The 1374-nt window shown below is 67.8% G+C and carries 1 protein-coding gene; it reads left to right on the top strand.

Annotation, left to right across the window (positions count from 1 at the left end; all coding sequences use genetic code 11):
- On the top strand, positions 1-1333 hold a 1333-nt coding region (locus AB4Y84_RS21680; RefSeq protein WP_442250935.1), incomplete at its 5' end, for an ATP-binding protein.
- Positions 1334-1374: the final 41 nt, after the last annotated feature.

The following is a 1374-nucleotide window of genomic DNA, read 5'->3' on the forward strand; positions in this document are numbered from 1 at the left end:
GTCGTCGGCCATGCGTGGCCATGCCTTCCACTTCCTGCGCTACGGCATCGGTTTCCTCACCGCCCATCTGCTGCTGATCGTGCTCGGGCTATGGGCCTGGGATGCGCTGCTGGAAGACCGCACCGAGGCCAGCCTGCAGGCGGAAATGCGCGGCCCGCACGCCATGCTGCAACATCGCTTCGCCGAAACGCCGCCGGCGCAATGGCCAGCCCTGGCGCAACAGTTGGACAGCGATTTCGCCTATCCGCTGCAGCTGATGCCGTTGACCGAGGCTGCCGCGATACTGCCGGCGAAACAGCGCAAGGGCTTGCTCAACGGACACGTGCAGATCGAGCTGGACAGCATGCGCAGCCTGCAGCGCGTCGGCAACAGCAACAGTGCGCTGATCCTGGGGCCGCTGGACCAGGCCCTGCCCGAAGAAGGCTGGCAGGACAGTGAAGCGTCCGGCGTGGCCATCATCCTGCTGATCCTGATGGTGGCGGTGGCATTGCCGATGTACGTGATGGTCTACCGGTTGTGGCGCGATGTCTCGCAGCTGGCGCAGACCGCACGACGGATGCGCGATGGCCAGCTCGACAGCCGGGCGCCACGCGCCGGTACCGCGCTGGTGCGGCCATTGGCCAAGGCGTTCAACCACATGGCCGAACAGCTGCAGCTGCTGCTGGACAGCCAGCGCGTGCTGGCCCAGGCGGTGGCGCACGAAGTACGCACACCGCTGGCACGCATGCGCTTCGGCCTGGCCGACCTGGAAGACACCGGACTGGACGACGCCCAGCGCGATGCGCTGTCCGGCCTGCGCATCGACATCGACCGGTTGCAGCACCTGACCGATGCGGGTGTCGAGTACGCCGCGCTCGGCCGCTGCCATCAGGTCACCCGCCAGCGCCTGCAACTGGCCGCGCTGGTACGCGGCGTGGTCGAGCAGTTCGCACCACTGACGATACCGGTGCAGCAGGACCTGTCACCGGCAGGGCTGGTCAACGTCAACCGGCACATGCTGGAACTGGCGCTGCGCAACCTGCTGGGCAACGCGCTGCGCTATGCGCGCCGGCAGATCCGCATCGTCAGCACGCTCAACGACGGATGGCTGTGCCTGCAGGTGGAGGACGACGGTCCCGGTATCGCCGTCGAACTGCGCAGCCAGGTGCTGCAGCCCTACGTGCGGCTGGACCTGGCCAGCCCGGGCTTCGGGCTGGGCCTGGCGCTGGTGCAGGTGGTGGCGGACAAGCACCGCGGCCACGTGGAAGTGGCCGATTCGGTGCTCGGCGGTGCCTGCATCCGGCTGCTGCTGCCGATGGAAAGCGGTGTTCCGCCACCGGCAGACAACGTCTAGTTCGCCTCGGCATCGGCACGCGGCAAGGCGAACACGAACAG

This window comes from Stenotrophomonas sp. 2YAF22, assembly GCF_052114665.1.
GTDB classification, from domain to species: domain Bacteria; phylum Pseudomonadota; class Gammaproteobacteria; order Xanthomonadales; family Xanthomonadaceae; genus Stenotrophomonas; species Stenotrophomonas indicatrix.